This window comes from Enterococcus sp. LJL90 (assembly GCF_056924355.1).
Map to the genome: position 1 here is coordinate 931,222 of NZ_JBXPBQ010000001.1, position 21,424 is coordinate 952,645.

Below are 21,424 nucleotides of genomic sequence, written 5' to 3' on the forward strand. Positions count from 1 at the left end.
TTTTCTCTAGTTTTTTATTTTAAAATTGATTGACCCGCAAGTCATTGACTTGAAAGTCAATCAAGAGTATTGTTAAGCAGAAGAGGTGATCAAAGTGGAAAATATAATTGAGATTCAAGGCTTGCAAAAAAACTTTGGTAAATTCCAAGCGCTGAAAAATGTGACTTTCACTGTGGGAAAAGGGGAAGTTGTCGGCTTTATTGGGCCAAATGGTGCGGGAAAATCGACGACGATTCGTGTGCTGTTAGGCATGTTGAAAAAAAGTGGCGGTTCAGCGACTATTTTTGGTGAAGATGTCTGGCGGGATGATATGAAAATTCATCCGCGGGTGGCCTATGTGCCAGGGGATGTTTATTTGTGGCCCAATCTAACTGGCGGTGAAATTATTGATTTGCTCTTACGCTTAAATAATCAGCAGCGCAATGCCGAGACAGAACGTTTGATTAGCATTTTTCAATTGGACACTAAGAAAAAAGCCCGCACTTATTCTAAAGGCAATCGCCAAAAAATTGCCTTGATTGCCGCTTTGTCACAGGTGGCGGATTTATATATATTCGACGAACCAACCTCTGGCTTAGACCCACTAAATGAAAAATCGTTTCAAACAGAGGTTTTTAATCTAAAAAAAGCTGGCAAAAGTGTTTTATTATCCAGCCACATTTTATCTGAGGTTGAAAAAATGTGCGATAAAATTGCGATTATTCGCGAAGGGGTAATTATCGAAAGCGGCGACTTGGCGGAGATGCGCCATTTGACTCGTATGGAAGTGACTGTGACTACTAAAGAACCGATGACAGAGCTAGCAGAGCAAAAAGGTGTTCACAAAGTCAGCTTCAATAATACTACTGAGACAGAAGCTGTTTTTTCAGTTGATCAAGAAGAAATGACCGGCATTATGAATTATCTTAGTAGTAAAGCGGTCTTGGTCATCACCGCCACACCACCAACCTTAGAGGATTTATTTTTACGTTATTATGGTGAGGTGTCCGCAGATGCTTAATCATGTGACGGATCTTTTAAAAATCAATCTTAAACAAAATCGGTTTCGCCATCAGCTGTGGATTGTGGTGCTGTGCGGCCTTTTTGCGGCGGCTGCATTAAAATTTAATACTTTATTCGGTACTCAGACAGATATCGAAGCGATTATTGCCACGCTAAAATTGCCGGCAATGGTCTCGATGTTCGGTGAATTTACAGCTGAGCCCCCTTACACGACGGCGAATGTTTTTGCGTCAGAAATGTTAGTCTTTATGGGGATGTTCGTTGTGTTCATGAATATTTCGCTGGCCATCGGCAACACACGGGCGCAAGAGGACAGTGGTCTGTTGGAAATGGTTCGCTCCCGTTCAGTGGCTCGTCTTTCCCAAGTGGTAGCCACGGGAGTTGAAATTGTTTTAATCAATGCTGTCATGGGACTGCTCTTTTATTTGAGTTTGCTAGCAGCTCGTTTAAATGGGGCCACGAATGCTGGCGATATTTTAATGGGCTGCGTGCTGGCGGCAGTCGGTGTGATGTTTGGTTTTATTGCACTAGTCGTGGCGCAAATCGTCAATAATGCCCGCAGTGGTTATTTTCTCAGCTATGGAATTTTTGGCGTATTTTATTTAATGCGCATGATGACTGATATTGCCAATCCAAAATTTACATGGCTTTCTCCTTTTGGCTGGCTGCAAAAAACAAAAATTTACACAGTAGACAATTGGCTGCCAGTGTTTTTGATGTTGTTATTGGCAGCGGTCATGGGGATATTAGCGCTGCAATTGGTAAAAAATCGCGATATTGGCAGCGGCTTAATTGAAAGCCGCCAAGGGAGAGATAAGGCGAGTCGCTGGTTAAATTCTCCACTGGCATTAGTGCTTCGTTTAGAAAGAAATAGTCTGCTGGGTTGGCTGGTGGGCGGTGTTGTTTTGGGGGCAGCTTACGGTTCGATTTTTAATACTGTAGGCGACATTATCAAAACCAATCCGACTTATGAAGCTTTGTTAGGCGTCGGCCAAGTCGATGCTGCAAACCAAGATTTATTATTAAATTTTATCGGCTTTGTCAGTGTGTTTTATGTCATTTTAGCCGCAATTAGTGGTGCGCTAATTGTCTTTCGCTTAGTCAAAGATGAAGATAAAGGCTATTTAGATTTAATCGCCGCTTCGGCAACTTCCCGCACTAAATTAATTGGGAGTTATTTATTTGTTGGCACTTTGCAGGCTGTCTTAGTTTATTTGGCGACTATCAGCGGAACTTTTTTCTCAGGAAATGCTACGCTAGAAAATAAAATCCCGCTAAGTTATTTTTGGCAAACTGTGGCTGGCTGCTTACCAGAGGTGCTGTTCTTTTTGAGTATTGCCTTTGTGATTGTTGGCTGCCTGCCTAAATTTAAATTGATTTTCTGGGGGTACTTAGGTCTCAGCGCATTAATCAAATTGTTTGGTCCTTTGCTAAACTTAGCGGACAACTTAAATAATGTTTCACCTTTTGGCTGGATTGGCAATGTGCCTTTTGAAGAGCTCAGCCTCATGCCAATTCTTTTAATATTAGTAGCTGTGCTAGGTTGTTTGGTTCTTAGCCTAATTGGCTACAATCAAAGGGATAAGGGGTGAGGAGATGGCAGAAGTCCAAAAAGATCCAGAAAAGGAAGCCGCCATGCTTTTGGTGAGCGCCGAACTATTTGGTCAAGCAGGTTTTAGAGAGACCAAGACAGAGGCCATAGCCAAAGCTGCTGGCGTTTCAAAAGGTTTAGTCTTTCATTATTTTGGCAATAAAAGTCAGTTGTATTTGGCAACGTATGATTATGTCACACATTTTTTTTATGACAATTTAGATTTATCCGTTTGGCAAAAGGCCAATGATTTAATTGAGATGGTGGTAGAATCTACGACCTATAAAATCCAATTGCAGCTGGATTTTCCAATTCAATTTCAATTTTTAATGCGGGCTTATGGGGAGATGAACAGCTTACCTGAGTCGCTGAAGCTAGCATTGACTGAACGACTAGCAGCTGACGTTTCAACAAGTCTGACCTTGGTGGAGCCTTTAACCGCTAAGCTTCCTTTGAAGGAAGGAATCAGTCGAGAAGAGGTCAATGATTTGTTGAATTTAATTTTAAGTGCTGAAACCCAGCGAATTCAAAAAGAATTGGCTCTGCACCCTGAATGGAGAACTGTTGAAGATTTAGCGCCGGTTATTCAGCGCTTGCGTCGCGAATTAATGATTTTACAATATGGTTTTATGCCTGAAGACTAGGTAAAACTGCTCCCAATTTTCATGGGAGCGGTTTTCTTTTTTTTCAGAGACAATAAAAAAATAGAAAAGTCGTGATGTTATCCTAGAGGCGTGTTATTAAAAGCAGAAATTTTAGATAAAGTTGTTTTGAATTCCTTATTTCATAACGATTTTTCTGGTGTCTGAAAAGATAGCTGTTTTTTTATTTTGTTATCTTTTTATATTTCTTTTTTATGATAAAATCTGTCTGACAATCAAAAAACTAATACTTTCATTCAATCTGAGTAAAATAAAAGTATAAAGAAAAAGGAGGTAAAAAGTTATGAGAGAATCATTTGTAGTCAATCCAACTTTAGTCAAACGTCTATTAGAATCAGATGTTAGCAGCAATGAAATTGCCCGCCACACTGGCGTTAATCAACAGGAGATTCGCAGCTACCGCACAACCGAAGCCCAAGGCCCATTGAAGGATTTAACAAATATGCGCTTAAAATTGGCTTTTACTTTAACTAAGGAAGCCAAACGTCAAAAAATTCGGACCCATGATACGGTTTTCTATACGAAGGATGAAATTTGCGACGCTTTAAACAATGTGGAATTAAGAATTGATGAGGCAGAGGAAGAAGAACGGAAGATTAAAACCCTCACCTTAAAAAATGCCCGCAAATATGCGTCTGATGAAAATAAAATTGGTATTATCCGTTTAGGACTGTTAATGAAGGCTTTAGATGAGTCTGAATATATTGAGTAAGGCATTATCGAAAGTATTTACCCATTAAGGCAGAGAAACTGTTAACCGCAGTTTTTTCTGCCTTTTTGTGTGCAGTTAATGATTGAAATCTATCAGCGCAAAGAGTAAGATGAAATGGTATGAAGCCAGACGCTATCGAAAAAATCCGGTAAAGACTGGCAATCAGTAGTTCACGAAAATTGAGAGGAATGGAAAAGATGTCAGAAATTAAAAAAGAATTAACAGCTGGCTTCGCTGCTGCGTTTGCCAAAAATGACAAACAAACTGCCCTACAAAGAGCTGTCGTCAAAAATGGAATCAGTGCTAGCGGAGAAACTTTAGAAGGCAACGTCAATAACGTGCCGGTATTTTCAACAGATTTAGCAACGGGTAAAGTTGCCAATCAAATGCAATCTGGCCGCTGCTGGATGTTTGCGGCATTGAATACTTTCCGCCACAAAATGATCAATAGCTTTGACTTAAAAGATTTTGAGTTATCGCAAAACTACACTTTCTTTTGGGATAAATATGAAAAGGCGAATTACTTCTATGAAAATATTTTAGCAACTGCTAAAGAAGAATTAACTAGTCGCAAGGTTGCCTTTTTACTGGCAACTCCCCAACAAGATGGCGGCCAATGGGATATGATTGTGGCCTTATTCCAAAAATACGGCGTCGTGCCGAAAGCTGCTATGCCGGAAAGCAAAAATAGTTCAAGCTCACGGGATTTGAACAACTATTTAAATAAATTATTACGCAAAGATGCCGTTGCCTTGCGGACATTAGTGGCTGATGGTGCCTCTAGTGAAGAAATCCAAGCCACCAAAGAAAAAATGCTAGAGGGCGTTTATAATTTCTTGGCAATTTCTTTAGGCACACCACCGGAAACCTTCGACTTTGAATACCGAGATGCCGATAAAAATTATTATTTAGATCGCGGCTTAACACCGAAGAGTTTTTATGATAAATATGTTGGCGTTGATTTGGATCAATATGTCAGCATCATCAATGCACCAACTGCCGATAAGCCTTACAACAAATCTTATACAGTAGAAATGCTCGGCAATGTGGTCGGTGCTAAAGCTGTAAAATATCTGAACGTTGATATGAGCACCTTTAAAAAGCTAGCGATTGCCCAATTGGAACAAGGGGAATCCGTTTGGTTTGGTTGCGATGTCGGTCAATCTTCAAAACGTGATACTGGTATCATGGCATTAGATGCCTATGACATGAATAGTCTTTTTGACACTAGCTTTACGATGACCAAAGCGGACCGTTTGGATTATGGTGAAAGTTTGATGACCCATGCAATGGTCTTGACTGGAGTTGACATCGTTGACGGCCGATCAACTAAATGGAAAGTTGAAAATAGCTGGGGTGAAAAAGTCGGCGACAAAGGCTTCTTCGTAATGAGCGATGCCTGGATGGATGAATACACGTATCAAATCGTTGTCCGTCGAGAATTTTTATCTGACGAGCAATTGGCAGCCTTTGATGCCAAACCAACTGTTTTGGCTCCATGGGATCCAATGGGAGCGTTAGCGTAATAAGGTTTTTGAACCCTAGTTAAAGAAAAAGGGCCAAATTTATAAAATGATAGACCTGTTAAAACTCATTTGGAGCTTTAGCAGGTCTAATTTTTTATTAAAAATTGAAATCAACGACAAATATTGTTTCAGAGTCCTTTGGAAAAATGAACTTGCATTTTGACTTAGATTACAAGGGCCGATGATTTCCGTTTCAATTGGCCGGATTTTCGTTTGCTTAGTTCGCCGTTTTCAGAATTTTTTTTGGTGTTGAGCAATAAAATTAGCAAACTAACTTAACACTTCATTTCCAAGACAAACTTGTGCTATCTTTAAATAAAAACTGTTTTATAAATTCAGATTGGAGTGTTTTTTATCCTATATCTAAAAGAAATTACCGAGGAAAATTGGCGTGTGGTAGCAAATTTGTCAGTAACAACTGACCAAAAAAATTATATTGAAACAAATAAAGACTCTTTATTAGAAGCGGCTTATGACAAATCGCTAAATTGGCTTCCTCTAGCTCTGCAAGATGATGAAATCATTGTCGGCTTTGCGATGGTGGGGGCTTTTGATGAAAAAACGAAGACAATTTGGCTTGACCGCTTGATGATTGATCAAAAATTTCAGCATCAGGGTTACGGCCAAAGATTTATGAAAAAATTACTTGATTACTTGCAACAAAATTGGTCTGTAACTCAGATTCTTTTAAGCGTTCATCGGGAAAATAAAAAAATTTTTCAATTTTATGAAGCGACTGGTTTTGTGAATACACATCAAATTGATCCGGACAATGGAGAAATTATTATGGTCTTGACCTGCTAAGTATTTTTTGTTTATCAAAAAAAATGTTATATTTTCTCATTTATTTAAAAGAAACAGAAAAAGAAAACGTTCGCTTTTAATTACTATTTTAAAGATAATTTAAAACGCTTTCGCAAAGGCTTATCCTTTAATTTTTTCTAAAACTTGTGTTATATTAACTCTGCAATTATTTCAGTTTAAGAAAAGGTGTGGAAGCGATGAGAAAGTATTTTGCAGAATTTTTAGGAACTTTTATGTTGGTGTTTTTAGGAACCGGCACAGTTGTGATTGCCCAAGGCGATACTTTAGCAATTGGCTTGAGCTTTGGTTTAGCCATCACGATTATGGCCTATGCGGTAGGCGGCGTTTCCGGTGGGAATTTTAATCCGGCGGTCTCAATGGCAATGATGATTAATAAGAGATTGTCAGTCAAAGATGGTCTAATTTATATTGTTGCGCAAGCTTTAGGAGCAATCGCTGCTTCTGGTGTGTTATCCATCTTTATTTCAGCCCTAGGTTTAGACAGTGGTCAATACGGGCAAAATGATTTTTCAAAAATCAGTGCAGGAATGGCTTTCTTGGTGGAAGTAATCATTACCTTCTTATTTATTTTTGTTATCTTAATGGTCACCAGCAAACAATTTGGTAATGCGCAAATGGCACCAATTGCGATTGGTTTAGTCTTGGCCTTCTTAATTATTGTGGCCTTGAATTTAACTGGCGGCTCTTTAAATCCCGCAAGAAGCTTAGGACCAGCATTGTTCGCCGGTGGTACGGCTCTCAGTCATTACTGGGTCTTTTTACTAGCTCCATTAGTCGGTGGAGCACTGGCAGCTTTTGCAGGTAAAGCAATGGGCAGTGAAGAATAAAAAATTTAACCAACGAGAAGTGCCCACAAAAGTTAGCATTCAAAACTGACTTTTGTGGGCACTTTTTTAATTAATTTCAGCTTTTTTCTGATAACCAAGTTTCGCCGGTGAAGGCCATCTCCCAAAAAGCTAGTTCGTATTCTTTGGAAAGAATAAAATCCTCTTTAATTTTGGCTTTTTGCTGGTTAGTTAAGTCAGCAGCCAATTCATCCATTAAGTCAATCATTTCCTGTGTTGAGGTTTGGAACCAATCACTGGCATAGGTCGCCAGCCAATTCTGATAAATTTTTGGTGCCGGCTGCGCTGTGACATAGGTCTTACCAATATCTGCATACAACCAATAACACGGGAGAATTGCCGCAATCGTGTGGGCCAAACTGCCACTCATGCTGGCACGATAAAGGTGCGAGGTATAAGCATAAGCCGTAGGAGCTGGTTTCAATTCTTGAATTTCCTGTTGACTGATATTCAAAATTTCTGCGTGCTCCTGATGGACAGTTAACTCAGCTTCAGCAGTCAGCTTGGCTTTTTCGGCCAAGACGGCTGTCAGAGCAAAATCCTCGGCTTGTGAAGCAGCAATAGCATGGATTTTGCCGTAATGCTTAAGATAATAAATGTCCTGCAAAATATAAAATTTAAACTTTTCCAGAAGCAAATCACCTTGAACAATTCCTTTTACAAAAGGATGATGTAAACTTTTTTGCCAACTTTCTTCTGTTGCCAAGCGCAATTCTTCAGTAACTCTCATAAAAAAAATCCTCCTCAAGTCCTTCTAAAGACGTGACGCAGGATGGTATGTTTAAGTCAGCTACAGATAGACCCTCAGCTTGCTTAAACTCTACTTCCCTCCGCTGGTCCTAACCAGTTCAGGTTCTAAGGGTGCTAAACTTTTGTTTATCTCAGCCCGCAGGCGCCCCTAGTAGAAATTTTTTTATTTGTCTTGCTAAGTAGTATGCTAACAGATGTCAGATTGAAGTCAAGAATAAGCAAAAAAATAAACCACTAGCTGCGGTGGTTATCTGGAGAAAAGCCGTTTTAAAATTTTTGAAACTTTACCAATCTTTGAAGGTCGATAAAGTGAAAAAATTAGAAAAGGTTTCTCAAGATAAGCCAACTGTTTGCTAGCAGTTTATAAAATAAGTGCAAAAATTAATCTTGTTTTGGTGCTTTTTTCTTAAATAAAACAATCGTGAAGACTGCTAATAATGCTAACGTTAAGAAAATTAAGCTGATATCCACTTTGGCAGACATAAAGCCTAACACTGCGGAACCGATAATTCCGATAAAAGAGCCGATAATACCAAATTTTTGCAAGCCGTTTAACTGATCCATCACATCACGGAAACCAACTACAAGGCTAACGGATGCAGCAAAGGCAATAATTCCTAATACAATATGCAAGAAAATCATTTTCTCCCTCCTCTCCTTGTAAAAGAATAGCAAACAAATCATATTTATCGAAACAATCTGCTTCAACAGTGAAAAAAAGATTTTGCAGTTGGCAAAAAGCGAACAGCCGGGATTTAACTAGCACTAACTTTGAAATCCTTTCAAAAATAGGTGTAAAAGCGATTTTTTTTTCGGATTTTCTTTTGATAGTTTCCTAGATTTGCTAAAATGAATTGAAGCTTTAGTTTTGTCGCAAAATTTGCGATTAGGAAAGAGGAGGCAGGTTTGTGGCTAAAAAATATACAAAAGAGCATGAAGTAACCTTTTATGAATGTGATGTCAATCAGCAGATGACCTTTCCAGCACTCTTAAGTGTTGCCGTGAAGGTTTCAGAAGATCAGAGTGCGTTGTTTAATCGAGGGAATGAATATATCCATCAGCTGGGCTTAGGTTGGGTAATTACCAATTATCAAATTGCTATCACAAGAATGCCGACAGTCGGCGAAGTTTGCCAAGTTACTACGGAGGCCAAAGAATACAATAAATTTTTCTGTTATCGCAGCTTTTGGTTTCATGATGCAGCTGGCAATGAGCTCGTGGCAATTGAGTCGGTGTTTGTCTTGATGGACATGGCAGCCCGCAAAGTGACCAGTGTGCCGGATGAGGTCATTGCCCCTTATGAAAGTACCAAAGTAAAATCAATTCGCCGATTTCCAGCAATTGAAAAGGTGGAGACAGGAAAGACGCTACCGTTTCGGGTCCGTTTTTACGATATTGACAGCAATCATCATGTCAACAATTCAATTTATTTCAATTGGATGATTAACGCACTGGACTACCAATTTTTAGTCGAGCACCGGCCGTTGAGCGTCAACATTCGTTTTGATAAAGAGGTTGAATATGGTGCGACGGTGGACAGCTTAGTGGAAGTTGTTGAAAAAGAAGGACAGCTTTTGACCCGCCATGAAATTCGGCTGGGGACCGAGCTTTGCTGTGAAGCGAATTTTATTTGGGAGCCAATAAAATAAATAAAAAACTTCAGAAAATTGTATCTTGAAGTGACTTTTGAAAAGCCAGCTAGTTAGGCTAGCTTTTCGTTTCACGACTTTCACAATTTTTTGAAGTTTTTTTACTATTCCTCCAAAAACTCTTGCCGTTCAGCGGCCAGCAACTGGCTATTAATGGCAATCAATAATTTTAAGCGGGCCTTTTGGCTGTTGATGCCATTGCAAAAGATGACACCTAATTGCTGCAGCTCTTGACCGCCACCTTGATAATCATAAATCGGTTCAACGATGCCGTTAAAGCAACGGGAAACGAGCACAACGGGCACTTTTTTAGCCAATAATTTTTTGAGGGCCGGTAAAGTTTGCGGAGGTAGATTGCCAGCGCCTAAGCCTTCAATGACTAAGCCGTCGATTGCAGATTCGGAGAGGGCTTCAATCAAATCTCCATGCATTCCCGCGTAACCTTTGACGATGGGAATCAGCCCGTTGACCGCTTGGATATCGATGCGGTCACTGCCAGTCAGTTCCTGCATAAAACGAATATGGAGTTTGGTGATGATGCCGATTGGTCCTAATGTTGGCGTGCGAAAAGTTGCTACATTAGTGGTGTGGGTTTTGGTTACGTAGCGGGCGGTGTGAATTTCATCATTCATCACCACGAGGACACCTTTGCCTTGAGCCTCTGGGCAAGCGGCCACCCGAATGGCCGACTCAAAATTATACAAGCCGTCGCTGCCGATTTCATTGCTGGAACGCATGGCTCCTGTGATTGCAATCGGCATGAGGCCGCCGATGGTTGTATCTAAAAAATAAGCTGTTTCTTCTAAAGTATCGGTACCGTGGGTAATCACCACACCACTGAAATTTTCAGTTTCAGCCCGTTGAATTCGATTTTTTAATAAAAGCATATGCTCAGGCGTAATATGGGGAGAAGGAACATTAAAAATTTCTTCTACGACTAAGTCAACGCCTGCTGGTAAGTTTGGTGCAGAGGTCAATAAGGGATTGCCGGCATCAGGTGCTACTTTGCCTGCTGCATTTTCTTTCATTGCGATTGTGCCGCCGGTGTGCAGCGCTAAAATTTTCATACCATCACCTCAGGAAATTTTTTTGCATGTCATTCTTTGCTTATTGTATACTATATGAATAACAAAACAAGAGGAGCAGATAAAATTGATTAGAATCGGCCTTACCCGTTTTGATGAACACATTAACTTAACTGGGAAACCCAAAGCTAGTCTCTTTGAATATGCTGGCCATTTACCGCTAGTGGAGTTAGATACGGCTTATTATGCAATTCCTAAGGAGACGACGGTTGCTAATTGGCTGACACAGGTGCCGCCGAGTTTTCGTTTTATTATCAAGATGTATGGCGGTCTAACCAAACAAAATCGTGAGGATAAGTATTTTTCTTCTGAAGAAGCGATGGCAGAAGCATATCTGACAGCATTGAAGCCCTTAATTGACAGTAAGCAGCTCTTTTGCTTTCTCTGTCAGTTTCCCAGTTTTTTTGACTGCACTTCAGAAAATGTGGCCTATCTGCAAAAGCTGCGACATCTTTTACCGAATGTGCCCTTAGCCATTGAGTTTCGTTCTGAAAGTTGGTATCAGGAAAATGTTTTAAACTCCATGCGAAAGTTTATGCAGGAAAATCAATTTTCGTTGGTCATTATTGATGAGCCGCAGGTGGCCAATCGCAGCGTGCCTTTTGATGACTTTGTAACCAATCCAGAATTTACGATGTTTCGTTTTCATGGCCGCAATGCTCCCGGTTGGCAGGAAAATGGCGCTGATTGGCAGCAAAAACGCACCTTGTATGATTATAATGGGGCAGAGATTAAACAATTAGCAGCCTCAATTCAACAAACGGCTAAGGCCAGTCGGGAAGTGGCTGTCATTTTCAATAATAATTCCGGCGGTCATGCAGCCGGCAATGCTTTGATGATGGTGAAGGAATTGGGTTTGGATTATCAAGGTTTAAATCCTAAGCAACTGGATTTATTTTAAGCGGGAATATGAAAAGAAAGAGTGGGGCCATGATTAAGGCAATTTTTTTTGATATAGATGGGACGCTGGTGGGCAGTGATTCTCAGGCGGATGCGACAACGAAGGCAGCGATTACCGAGGCCCGCCAAAAAGGGATTCTATGCGGCATTGCGACAGGCCGCAGTCCGGTCAAAATAAGTGAGATGATTGATTTTATCGAATTGGATGTATTCGTGACCTATAATGGCCAATTGGTTTATACGCCAGAGGGGGATATTTACAAAAATCCTTTTTCTAAACAGGTGCTAAATGAAATTGTCGACTACGCCGATGGGCACAATCGGCAAATTTTATTTGGCGCTAGAAACCGACTGGATGGCAGTCGCACCGTGTCTTTTGGCAATTCAGTTTTTGCCAAAAGTCTAACGAAATTTGTGCCGAAAAATTTAACTTCTAAAGTGTTGAAGTTTGGTTTGCAAAAATTGCGCAAGGCTCGGAAAAAGAAGAGCTACCATCGCCTGTCCATTTTGAATGAGCCGATTTATCAGTGTATTATGCTGAGCAGTGAGTCCGGTGACCATCTATTGCGGGAACGTCTGCCCCATTGTGATTTTCAGCGCTCCAATCAGTTTTCGGTGGATGTGACACCGAAAGGCGGTTCAAAATTACACGGAATTGAAGCATTTATTCAACTGCATGATATTAAGCTATCCGAAGTCATGGCCTTTGGCGATAATTTAAATGATATTGATATGCTGACTCATGTGGGCTATGGTGTTGCCATGGGCAATGGGCGCCAAGAGGTCAAGGAGATTGCCGATTTTGTGACCCATTCCAACGAGAGCGACGGCATTGCTTTTGCCATGAAACATTACGGAGTGATTGAGTGAGGAAAAAATGAGTAAACAAACCCCTTTTGAAATGGCGGAGGAATTTCATGATACCTTCGACCCTAGAAAACCATTAAAGCCAACCGCCTTCAACGAAGCAGATGCGCTTCATCGCACCGGCTTTAAAGCTGAGGAGTTGGTGGAATTTTTATATGCAGCGGCTGGCAATGACCAGAAAAAATTTCAGGATTTTGTTACAACCCTCCATCAAAGTATTGATTTGGCTAAGGAAAAAGTCTTGGCCAAAAATGAACCTGTGACAGATTCATTGGTGGGACAGGTGGACGCGCTAACGGATTTATTGTATTTTATTTACGGTTCTTTTTCATTGATGGGGGTTAATCCTGAAACGATTATTGAAATTGTTCACCAAGCCAATATGGGGAAACTTTTTCCTGATGGCAGGCCCCATTATGACCCAGTGACCAATAAAGTGATGAAGCCGGCTAATTGGCAAACTGATTTTGCTCCAGAAGCAAAAATTGCAGCAGAGCTACAGCGGCAAATCAAAGAAGCAGAGACTAAAAACTAAAAAGGGCTAAAATCTAAAAAAGCTTGAAAAGTCATCAGTTAGTTTAACTGGCTGGCTTTTCAAGCTTTTTTGCATGTAAATTATTGATTAGTCAAAGAATGTGTAATACAAAGAGCGAATCGCGCGAGCTTCGTGCTCGCTTTTAATGCCGAACATGATGCTGACCTCAGAGGAACCTTGGTTAATCATTTCTAAATTGACTTCTTTATTGGCAAATGAATTGGCACTCTTGGCCATGATCCCGATTTTTTGGCGCATACCTTCGCCAACGACCATGATTAAACTCAGGCCGTGGGTGATGTGAACTTCATCGGGTTCTAATTTTTCTTGAATTTTTTCAATCAATAGCGTTTCTTTTTCCGGTGTCAGGTAGCGGTCGCGGATAATGATAGAAACATCATCAATTCCTGATGGCATGTGTTCAAAGCTGATATTCAAGTCTTCAAAAATTTCTAAAATCCGTCGCACAAAACCAACTTCACGGTTCATCAAATGTTTTGTAATATATAAGCTGGAAAAACCAGAATCACTAGCAATTCCGACTACTGGCTGATGATTAATTTCACGATTTTTGCGGATAAAGGTTCCTTTTGCGCTAGGATTATTGGTGTTTTTAATCACCACCGGCACGTTAAAGGTATAAGCTGGGTGCAGTGCTTCATCGTGGAAAACTTTAAAACCAGCGTAGGCCAGCTCCCGCATTTCTTTAAAAGTCAGCTCTTCAATCAGTTCAGGATTGTGAATCAAGCCTGGGTGAGCGGCAAAGATGCCATCAACATCAGTAAAGTTTTCATAGAGATCAGCCTGCATACCAGCTGCGACAATCGCTCCGCTGATATCTGAGCCACCTCTTGAGAAGGTGCAAATTTCGCCATCTTCTGTGTAGCCGAAGAAACCAGGCACAACCAAAATTTCAGCTGAATCGCGATTTTGGTAAATCTTAGCAAAGGAATCTTTTAAAATCCGAGCATTCCCCGGTTCATCAGAGACAAACATCCCTAAGTCTTTTGGATTGATATAACGAGCCGGTAGACCTTCATGGGCAAAATAAGCCGCCACGAGTTTCGCGTTATTATTTTCACCGCTTGCCAGAAAAGCATCCCGCAAATGGCGATTATTTTCAATCGGCAGCTGGGCTAATCCTCTTAAATTATTTTCAATTTCCGGTAAAATAATGGAGGTAATGCCAAGTGCATCGGTATTGCTTTTATAGCGTTCAATGATATCGCCGCAAATTTCTGCAGTATCGCCGCCAGAAGCATATGTATCGTAATAAGCAATCAGCATATCGGTGACTTTAATGTCATCGCCTTCCCGTTTACCAGGGGCGGAAACAACGACAAAGCGTCGTTCGGGGTCACTGCTGACAATATTCAAAACTTTTTTTAATTGTTTCGCGGAGGCTAACGAGCTGCCGCCAAATTTTATTACTTTCACAAAATTCACTCCTGAACTCTTAGATTCTTTAAGAATACAAAAACTAGTCGATAAAAGCAAGTAGTTCTTGGGGATACTTAAAGGGAAAACCTTGTTATTACAAGAAAATTTAGAAATTAACAGAAAGAAAAAAAACTAGCCAGAGATGATTGGCATCTCAAAGCGTTTAACTGGAGTGTGATATAATTTCTATAAATAAATCTTGCAGTGGCAGCTAGTTTTTAAAGTGCTGGTTATAAAGGAAAGTTGCCAAAAAAAGGAGAAAAAATGGAAATTGTTGTTTTCATATTGATTGTGGGAATCATCGTTCTATTAGGTTTCGGGCTAGTTTTGTTGTTTCAGCGTTGGCAAAATCGCTACAAAATCGAACAGCTCGAAAAACAAAAGGAAAAATTGTTTGATATGACAGTTTTTGATGAAATTACGGCAGCTGAGAAACTTTCTTTGACGGCTGCCCAAAAAGCCGTTTTTACTGAGGTGAATCAGCGTTGGCAAACCGTTACAATAGAGGACTTTGCTACATTAGAGACAATAATCATGAAGGCGGAAAGTTTAAATGCCCGCCCAAATAAAGTTTTTGCTGCTAAAAGGAAGATTGCGTCTGCCAATCAAAGGTTGGCGGAAATGGAAAAAACGATTTTTGAGATTCGTCAGACTTTAGCAAAGCTACAGGAGGAAGCATAGTCCAGACAATTAGTTACTCGCTAAAACAAATGTAAATGACTTTTTTGCTAGTCAAAGAATCCAGCAAAAGGAGAGCAGAGTATTCATTTGAAAATTTCCTTAAACTAACTAAGGGCCAAAAATAATTGCTAAAAGCCATTACTACCCAGCAAAAATTGCCTTAAAAACCTTGCTATTACAAGAAAATCTAGAAATTTGCTTATGAAAAAAAATGTAAATTTTTTCGGGATTATCCCGTGCCATCCAATAATGATTATGATATAATCTAGATTAGATGTCTGCGCCCTAATAAGTAGGTGTAAAATACTTCGGTTTTTCTTATACAATTATGTGTTACTAAAAACGGAGGAACAATAATGGGAAGTAACGTGAACATCATCATCATCATATTCATCGCGGTCGTAGTGATTTTAGCAATTTTAGGACTGGTTATACTGCTGTTACGGCGGCAAAACCTGAGTAAAATAGACGAACTGGAAAAACGTAAGGAAAAACTATTTGACTTACCGGTGTTTGAAGAAGTTGATGATGTCAAGAAGATGCATATGGTGGGTTCCAGCCAAAATACTTTCCGTGAATGGAGCCAACGTTGGATTGCCGTTTCAACCGTTGAGTTCGGCACTTTAGAAACAATGATTATGGACGCTGAAGGCTTAAACAATCGCCCTAGCAAAATTTTCAGTGCCAAGCAAGCTATCGAGTCCGCAAATGGAAAAATGGATGAGATGGAAAACGAAGTGGAAGAAATCCGTAAAGGGCTTGAAGAATTACGAGATGGAGAAGAACGTAACTCCCTTGAAGTTCAAAAAGCCTTGGATGTGTATGAAGAGTTACAGGCTGAATTAAAGACTGATTCCTCAATCTTTGGTCCAGCACTTTCTGAGTTGAAAAAACAAGTCAAGAATATTGAAATTGAATTCACTCAGTTTGTGACTTTAAATACCTCCGGTGATCCGATTGAAGCTCGGGAAGTGTTAGAGCTTGCCGAACAGCACACTTATGAGTTATCTGACTTAGTGAAACGAATTCCTAGCGTTTTCGAAGATCTAAACCGAGTATTCCCTGATCAAGTTCAAGAAATTGAAGAAGCGTACAAACGCATGGTCGATGAGCAATACAAGCTGCCGGATGATTTTCCGGAGCGTATTGAACAAGTGAAAAAACGTATCGAAAACTCTCTTAAAGATATCGAAAAAACTGAAGTCAGCACCGCTGAGGTCGCAAACAGAGATACAGCCAGTCAAATTGATGGCCTGTACGATACGTTAGAACGGGAAATGAACGCACGGAAATACGTGCTGAAAAACCGTCAAGTAATCAAAGACTATATTGATCACGCTGGGAAAAACAATCGTCAGCTGATGATTGAATTAGATCATACCTCACAAAGTTATGCTTTAAATCATAATGAGTTAGGTCGAGCTCGTGGTTTCCAAACAGAGTTGGACGAGTTAACGCGTCGTTACCAACAAATGGAACCCCAAATCAATGATCACGAGATCCCTTATACAGAAGCGCAAGTCTTTTTCAAAGACGTGTACCGCGTCTTAGATGACATCGAAAACCAACAAATGGCAATCGATGATGATATGCGTAGTCTGCGTAAAGGTGAACGTGATGCACAAGTTAAGGTGGAAGAGTTTGAATTCCGCCTGCGGACCTTAAAACGTTATGTTGAAAAACAACGTTTACCTGGTCTTCCAGAAGACTATCTGGAATTCTTCTATGTAACGACTGATCGGATTGAACAATTCAATAAATCTTTAAACAAGATTCGTATTGATATGGATGAAATCAATCAGCTCTTACAATTATCAGAAGAAGATTTAGCAACCTTACAACAAAAAACGGATGATCTCGTCGATGCTGCTGCTCTAACTGAGCAAATGTTGCAATATGCAAATCGCTACCGCAACAGCCATCAAGAAATCCGCGATGCCATCACCCAAACGATGGAGTTGTTCAACAACGGCTATCGCTATCAAGAATCCCTTGATACGATCGGCACTGCCCTGGAAAGAGTAGAACCTGGCGCTTTCCAACGCATTGAATCCTTTTACTTTAAGAATCCAGACCTAGTCTGAGAATACGATAAAGACGTTTTTCCAATATAGAAAAAGCCCTGAAAAATTTTTCAGGGCTTTTTTGCGGGCAAAATTGTGCTGCTGTCGAATCAGCCTGAGCTTTCATTAAAAAAGTTTTAAGGTCAACTCGCTGCTACCCGTCAAAATTTTCAACGCCTTGAAAGGAAGTGACAGAACCTTTATAATAGGAAAGAATTTTAGAAAAGAGGCTATACCATGATTTACTTTGACAATAGTGCAACGACAGCAATTTATCCGCTGGCACTTGATACATATACCAAAACCAGCCAACGGATTTTTGGGAACCCGGCCAGCCTGCATGATTTAGGCAATCAGGCCCATCGCTTATTGGAACAAGCCCGCAAGCAAATTGCAGAACAGCTGGCGGTGGCACCGGCAGAAATTTTTTTCACCAGCGGCGGCACAGAAGGCGATAATTGGGTCTTAAAGGGTACTGCCGTTGCCAAAAAAGAATTTGGCAACCATCTAATTATTTCCGGCATTGAGCATCCGGCTGTCAGTGAAACGGCTCAACAATTGGCGGCTAACGGCTTTGATGTCAGCATCGCGCCAGTGGATGAAAAAGGATTTGTCCTTGTGGAGGAATTGGCCAAGCTGATAAAAAAAGAAACCATATTAGTTTCTGTGATGGCTGTCAATAATGAAATTGGCAGCATTCAGCCGATTCAAGCAATCAGCGAACTGCTAAAGGCTTATCCGCGAATTCATTTTCATGTGGATGCGGTACAGGCCATCGGCAAGGTGCCACAGGAATTATGGCTAACAGAAAGAGTTGACTTTGCCACCTTTTCAGCCCATAAATTCCACGGTCCAAGAGGTGTTGGTTTTATTTATTGGAAGGCTGGCCGTAAGTTAGCCCCATTATTAAATGGCGGCGGTCAAGAAAATAATCAGCGCTCCGGCACTGAGAATTTACCAGGAATTGTCGCTACTGCTAGAGCACTGCGACTTTACCAGGATAAAATTTCGGAAAACCCACAGCACACAGCTTATTTGAAGCAAGCCTTAACCGAGGCTTTAAAAACTTTTCCGAAGGTTCATTTTTTTACCGGCGAAGAGAATTTTGCGCCTAATATTTTGTGCTTCGCTCTTGAAGGAATCCGCGGCGAAGTTCTAGTCCACGCCTTTGAAGAAAAGCAAATCTATCTTTCCACCACTAGTGCCTGCTCTAGCCGCAAAAAAACGGCCAGCTCAACTTTAGGTGCCATGCATGTGCCTAGTCGCTTGGCAACCTGTGCTGTGCGGGTGAGCTTAGATGAGGGCAATACAATGGCGGAAGTGGAACAGTTTATGATTATTTTTCAGCAATTGTATCAACGCTTTTCCAAAGTGAACTAGCAGACGAGATAAATGGAGGAACCAACGTGAAATATTCAGAAATTATGGTCCGTTATGGTGAATTGTCCACGAAAGGCAAAAATCGCCGGACCTTTATTATGCAGCTGGCCCAAAATGTTAAAGAGGCTTTGGCAGAATTCCCCGACTTACGGGTGCGGGGCGAGCGGGACCGGATGCATTTACTATTAAACGGGGAAGACAGCGAATTGATTATCCCTAAACTAACAAAAGTTTTCGGCATTCAAAATTTTTCTCCTAGCATTCGAGTAGAAAAAGATTTGGCGGTGATTAAGGCCAAGGCTCAAGAAATGATGAAAGAAATTTATACCGGCACAGAAACATTCAAAATTACCGGTAAGCGCAGCGACCATCACTTTGAAATTGACAGCCAGCAGCTGCAATTATTTTTAGGCAATGCGATTGTTGATATTTTTCCAGACATCAAAGCTCAAATGAAACGCCCTGATATTAACCTGCGGGTCGAAGTCAGAGATGAAGGGGCTTATCTTTCTTACGAAACGATTAAAGGTGCTGGCGGTTTACCCGTGGGAACTAGCGGTCGTGGAATGTTAATGCTTTCTGGCGGGATTGATTCGCCGGTAGCTGGCTATCTTGCGATGAAACGCGGCGTTGAGATTGAAGCCGTTCATTTTGCCAGCCCGCCCTATACAAGTGAGCAAGCCTTGCAAAAAGCCAAAGACCTGACACAAAAATTAGTCGCGTTCGGTGGCGACATTCAGTTTATTGAAGTGCCTTTTACCGAGATTCAAGAAGAAATTAAACGCAGTCTTCCGCAAGGTTACTGGATGACAATCACCAGAAGAATGATGCTGCGCTTAACGGATATGATTCGGGAGGCCCGCAAAGGTTTAGTAATTATTAACGGAGAGTCTTTAGGCCAAGTGGCTTCGCAAACTTTACACAGCATGGTCGCCATCAATGAAGTTTCGGCTACGCCAATTATCCGGCCGGTCATCACGATGGATAAGCTGGAAATTATTGAAATTGCGGAACAAATTGAGACCTTTGAACTATCTGTGCAGCCTTTTGAAGACTGCTGCACGATTTTTGCACCGCCACAACCAAAGACGCGGCCTAATATTGATAAAGTTCATCAATATGAAGAGCGTCTCGATGTGGAAGGCTTATTAGCTCGAGCTTTTGCCGGCATCAAAGTTGAAAAAATTTCAGCTCAACAGGAAACAACGGAGTTCGCTGATTTCTTATAATTTTTCTAGTAGCTCTTAATCAAAAAATATTAATAGAAGTAAAATTTTTAGCAGCTGATTCATAACGACTCAGCTGTTTTTTGCTGTCACTTTTTTCACAAAATATGTAATAATTAAACTATTCTGTTTTTATTATGAGAAAATTTTTCTTTTTATCAAAGATATTCTGTGCTAAACTATTCATGTGAAGCGTTTAACAAAGTCTTTGGAAGGTGATTTGAGTGATGGGAGTAAATAAAGAAAAGGTATTACCTAAAGCGACAGCTCGCCGCATGCCTGTCTATTTACGTTATTTAAAAATGCTCAGTGATTCAGGAGTCAGTCGCATCAAATCGAAGGACTTCAGTGAGGTTACTAAAGTGCCGTCAGCGACAATTCGCCGGGATTTTTCTTATTTAGGAGAATTAGGACGCAGCGGTTACGGTTATGATGTGGCCTATTTAATTGAGGTTTTTAGCGGTTTGTTGGCTACTCAAGAGGAAAAGCGAATTGCACTAGTCGGCTGTGGAAATTTAGGGCGGGCGCTAGTTAATAATAATTTTCGCCGCAACGAAAATTTAAATATTGTCTGCATTTTTGACAACAATCCCGATTTGATTGGGCAAGAGATTGATGGAGTTAAAGTTTATGGGATGGCAGACTTAGCGGATATTTGTACGACTGAAAATATTAAGCTGGCCATTTCTACTGTGCCCAGCCAGTTTTCCCAAGAAGCCGTTGACCAAATGGTGGCTGCCGGCATCACAGCGATTTTAAATTTTGCTCCAGATCGAGTGAATGTCCCTGATTATGTGACGATGCAGTACATTGATTTGACCACCGAGCTGCAGACCTTGATTTATTTTGATAATAGTTTTCAAAAACTGCCTTCCCTCTAGGCAGTTTTTTTGCATTCATCGGTGGTTCTCCTATAATAAATTTAACAGGAAAATTTTTCTGCAGGATATTTGAGCAGGTAATGCTTTAACCTTAAAATAAAAAAGAAGTTAGAAAAGGAGAATTTATGCAAATTACAAGACGTGGTGAGGTTCATGAGGTAGTCGGAAGTCAACCGGAGGTGGGGCAAAAGGTCCCAGATTTTCAGTTAGCTGATAGTCAGGACAAAAGCTGGCAACTAAAAGATTTATTGGATAAGCCTTTGATTATCAGCGTTGTACCAGATATTGATACAAGAGTCTGCGCTATCCAAACCCGCCAGTTTACCAAAGCCGCTGGAGAGCATCCAACCTTGAACTTTGTGACAATTTCTAACAATACCAAAGAAGAACAGGCTAATTGGTGTGCTGCTGAAGGCTTGGCTTTAACAATTTTACATGATGATAATTCTGTCTTTGGGAATGTCTATGGTTTATTTGTTCCAGATAGTGGCCGTTTAGTTCGTTCAATTTTTGTGGTTGATACGACAGGTGTTTTACGTTATCGGGAATTGGTTGTCGAGCAGACTCAAGAACCGGATTATCAGGCAGCTTTGCAGGCGGCAGAAGAATTGCTGTAATTTTTCAGATTCTGTTTGACTTTGATTTTTTAACATTGTAGAATGAGGCAAGACTTAGAACAAGAGGAGTAACCAACGGCTTTTGTCAGAGAGAGAAAATGATTGGTGGAACATTTTCACAAAAGGTTGGTGAAGGTAGCTTGGGAGTTTTTTGCTTGAAAGCTTGAAGCTGAGACTTGGCAACAGC

Annotated in this window: 21 protein-coding genes, 1 riboswitch and 1 other annotated feature (1 of these 23 cut by a window edge); of the genes, 17 read left to right on the plus strand and 4 right to left on the minus strand. The window is 40.6% G+C overall.

Features of this window, described 5'->3' with window-relative positions; translation table 11 throughout:
- Positions 1-94 precede the first annotated feature (94 nt).
- The 7 genes from AC1Z3S_RS04250 to AC1Z3S_RS04280 all read left to right on the plus strand — a co-directional run bounded on the left by AC1Z3S_RS04250 (position 95) and on the right by AC1Z3S_RS04280 (position 7,145).
- Positions 95-1,000: an ABC transporter ATP-binding protein gene (locus AC1Z3S_RS04250; RefSeq protein ID WP_461739304.1), complete on the plus strand. Its 906-nt coding sequence runs from the start codon at positions 95-97 to the stop codon at positions 998-1,000.
- On the plus strand, positions 993-2,594 hold the full coding sequence (locus tag AC1Z3S_RS04255; protein WP_461739305.1) for an ABC transporter permease: 1,602 nt from the start codon (positions 993-995) through the stop codon (positions 2,592-2,594). The genes AC1Z3S_RS04250 and AC1Z3S_RS04255 overlap by 8 nt, the downstream gene beginning before the upstream one ends.
- A gap of 4 nt (positions 2,595-2,598) precedes the next feature.
- Positions 2,599-3,237, plus strand: coding sequence for a TetR/AcrR family transcriptional regulator (locus tag AC1Z3S_RS04260; protein WP_461739306.1), 639 nt, complete (start codon positions 2,599-2,601; stop codon positions 3,235-3,237).
- Positions 3,238-3,538: 301 nt separating this feature from the next.
- Positions 3,539-3,967 (plus strand): hypothetical protein, encoded by a 429-nt coding sequence (locus AC1Z3S_RS04265; RefSeq protein ID WP_461739307.1) that lies wholly within the window; start codon positions 3,539-3,541, stop codon positions 3,965-3,967.
- A gap of 197 nt (positions 3,968-4,164) precedes the next feature.
- The gene (locus AC1Z3S_RS04270; RefSeq protein WP_461739308.1) at positions 4,165-5,493 is read left to right on the plus strand and encodes a C1 family peptidase; all 1,329 of its coding nucleotides are present in this window, start codon (positions 4,165-4,167) and stop codon (positions 5,491-5,493) included.
- A gap of 393 nt (positions 5,494-5,886) precedes the next feature.
- Entirely contained in the window at positions 5,887-6,297 is a 411-nt protein-coding gene (locus AC1Z3S_RS04275; protein WP_461739309.1) for a GNAT family N-acetyltransferase, read from the plus strand.
- A gap of 197 nt (positions 6,298-6,494) precedes the next feature.
- Positions 6,495-7,145, plus strand: coding sequence for an MIP/aquaporin family protein (locus tag AC1Z3S_RS04280; RefSeq protein WP_461739310.1), 651 nt, complete (start codon positions 6,495-6,497; stop codon positions 7,143-7,145).
- Between the two features lie 76 nt (positions 7,146-7,221).
- On the opposite strand, the gene tenA is transcribed toward AC1Z3S_RS04280, so the two are convergent.
- Positions 7,222-7,893: a thiaminase II gene (gene tenA, locus AC1Z3S_RS04285; protein WP_461739311.1), complete on the minus strand. Its 672-nt coding sequence runs from the start codon at positions 7,891-7,893 to the stop codon at positions 7,222-7,224.
- Between the two features lie 78 nt (positions 7,894-7,971).
- Positions 7,972-8,073: riboswitch (TPP riboswitch) on the minus strand.
- A 221-nt stretch (positions 8,074-8,294) separates the two neighbouring features.
- Complete coding sequence (locus tag AC1Z3S_RS04290) at positions 8,295-8,555, minus strand: hypothetical protein (protein ID WP_265455702.1); 261 nt, start codon at positions 8,553-8,555, stop codon at positions 8,295-8,297.
- A gap of 266 nt (positions 8,556-8,821) precedes the next feature.
- Here AC1Z3S_RS04290 and AC1Z3S_RS04295 point away from each other — a divergent pair, with 266 nt between their 5' ends.
- Positions 8,822-9,562 (plus strand): acyl-ACP thioesterase domain-containing protein, encoded by a 741-nt coding sequence (locus tag AC1Z3S_RS04295; protein ID WP_461739312.1) that lies wholly within the window; start codon positions 8,822-8,824, stop codon positions 9,560-9,562.
- 104 nt (positions 9,563-9,666) lie between these two features.
- Here the strand turns inward: AC1Z3S_RS04295 and AC1Z3S_RS04300 are convergent, their stop codons facing one another.
- A complete protein-coding gene (locus AC1Z3S_RS04300) occupies positions 9,667-10,629 on the minus strand; it encodes an asparaginase (protein ID WP_461739313.1) in 963 nt (320 codons plus the stop codon).
- A gap of 85 nt (positions 10,630-10,714) precedes the next feature.
- Between AC1Z3S_RS04300 and AC1Z3S_RS04305 the strand changes: the two genes are divergently transcribed.
- From AC1Z3S_RS04305 to AC1Z3S_RS04315, 3 genes are read left to right on the plus strand one after another with little or no spacing between them, the layout of a single operon-like run.
- Entirely contained in the window at positions 10,715-11,548 is an 834-nt protein-coding gene (locus AC1Z3S_RS04305; RefSeq protein WP_461739314.1) for a DUF72 domain-containing protein, read from the plus strand.
- Between the two features lie 29 nt (positions 11,549-11,577).
- Complete coding sequence (locus tag AC1Z3S_RS04310; protein WP_461739315.1) at positions 11,578-12,417, plus strand: Cof-type HAD-IIB family hydrolase; 840 nt, start codon at positions 11,578-11,580, stop codon at positions 12,415-12,417.
- 7 nt (positions 12,418-12,424) lie between these two features.
- The gene (locus AC1Z3S_RS04315) at positions 12,425-12,949 is read left to right on the plus strand and encodes a pyrophosphohydrolase domain-containing protein (RefSeq protein ID WP_461739316.1); all 525 of its coding nucleotides are present in this window, start codon (positions 12,425-12,427) and stop codon (positions 12,947-12,949) included.
- Positions 12,950-13,036: 87 nt separating this feature from the next.
- Here the strand turns inward: AC1Z3S_RS04315 and AC1Z3S_RS04320 are convergent, their stop codons facing one another.
- Complete coding sequence (locus tag AC1Z3S_RS04320) at positions 13,037-14,386, minus strand: aspartate kinase (protein WP_461735439.1); 1,350 nt, start codon at positions 14,384-14,386, stop codon at positions 13,037-13,039.
- A gap of 267 nt (positions 14,387-14,653) precedes the next feature.
- On the opposite strand from AC1Z3S_RS04320, the gene AC1Z3S_RS04325 reads away from it, so the two are divergent.
- The 6 genes from AC1Z3S_RS04325 to AC1Z3S_RS04350 all read left to right on the plus strand — a co-directional run bounded on the left by AC1Z3S_RS04325 (position 14,654) and on the right by AC1Z3S_RS04350 (position 21,237).
- A complete protein-coding gene (locus AC1Z3S_RS04325; protein ID WP_461739317.1) occupies positions 14,654-15,070 on the plus strand; it encodes a septation ring formation regulator EzrA in 417 nt (138 codons plus the stop codon).
- A gap of 356 nt (positions 15,071-15,426) precedes the next feature.
- A complete protein-coding gene (locus tag AC1Z3S_RS04330) occupies positions 15,427-17,154 on the plus strand; it encodes a septation ring formation regulator EzrA (RefSeq protein WP_461739318.1) in 1,728 nt (575 codons plus the stop codon).
- 216 nt (positions 17,155-17,370) lie between these two features.
- Positions 17,371-18,513: a cysteine desulfurase family protein gene (locus AC1Z3S_RS04335; protein WP_461739319.1), complete on the plus strand. Its 1,143-nt coding sequence runs from the start codon at positions 17,371-17,373 to the stop codon at positions 18,511-18,513.
- Between the two features lie 26 nt (positions 18,514-18,539).
- Positions 18,540-19,742 carry a tRNA uracil 4-sulfurtransferase ThiI gene (gene thiI / locus AC1Z3S_RS04340; RefSeq protein WP_461739320.1) on the plus strand — a complete coding sequence of 401 codons (1,203 nt, stop codon included), beginning with the start codon at positions 18,540-18,542 and terminating at the stop codon, positions 19,740-19,742.
- Positions 19,743-19,966: 224 nt separating this feature from the next.
- Positions 19,967-20,620: a redox-sensing transcriptional repressor Rex gene (locus AC1Z3S_RS04345; protein ID WP_461739321.1), complete on the plus strand. Its 654-nt coding sequence runs from the start codon at positions 19,967-19,969 to the stop codon at positions 20,618-20,620.
- 125 nt (positions 20,621-20,745) lie between these two features.
- Entirely contained in the window at positions 20,746-21,237 is a 492-nt protein-coding gene (locus AC1Z3S_RS04350) for a thiol peroxidase (RefSeq protein ID WP_461739322.1), read from the plus strand.
- 46 nt (positions 21,238-21,283) lie between these two features.
- Positions 21,284-21,424: a binding site (T-box leader), on the plus strand; it runs 101 nt beyond the window's last position.